We start from the raw sequence: 511 nt of genomic DNA, 5'->3' as shown, positions 1-511 counted from the left end.
AATATCGCGATAACAGCGTTCGCGTAAGCGCCCTAACTCATCAATAATAGGTGAGGTTCGGTTAGTATTACAGCGATATATCACTAGTTTTCTACCGTCTTCAAACTGCCTTAATATTTCGCACTCCTCTATTGCGCTAATTAGCTCCTTTTTACCTGGTTCTAATTCTTGCGGCGCAATCGTATCTAACATAGCCGGGCCATTCTTCGCTATACTCTGGAGGTGCGTCAAACATACATTTGCCGCGGCAGAAAGATCTTTATTGTATTCTTTAAACGAGGATAAGGCTATTTGCTGTCCTATATTGATTTTCATGGTCTTGCCATGATGGCGGAGAGCTTCACGAATAACCATCATATTCGACAGTTGCCGCCAGAATGTTGCAGTAAGATAATAAATCTTACTGTTTGCTCCCGTAATATGAATTGGTACCAATGCTGCATTATTTCTCATAGCAAGCTGTAAAAAACCGGGGTTCCACTTATGCTCCTGTAACCCGGAAAGAGACCAG

General features: G+C 42.3%; 1 protein-coding gene. It reads right to left on the bottom strand.

What is annotated here, in order from left to right; translation table 11 throughout:
- Positions 1–453, bottom strand: a 453-nt coding sequence (locus tag HGP29_RS28685; RefSeq protein WP_211093492.1) for a lysophospholipid acyltransferase family protein, incomplete at its 3' end; no start/stop codon positions are given.
- Between the last annotated feature and the right edge of the window lie 58 nt (positions 454–511).

Origin of the sequence: Flammeovirga agarivorans, from assembly GCF_012641475.1 — a bacterium.
In the GTDB taxonomy this organism is placed as follows: Bacteria; Bacteroidota; Bacteroidia; order Cytophagales; family Flammeovirgaceae; genus Flammeovirga; species Flammeovirga agarivorans.
Note: the sequence above shows the minus strand (reverse complement) of the source record. Positions and strands in the feature narration are given on the sequence as shown.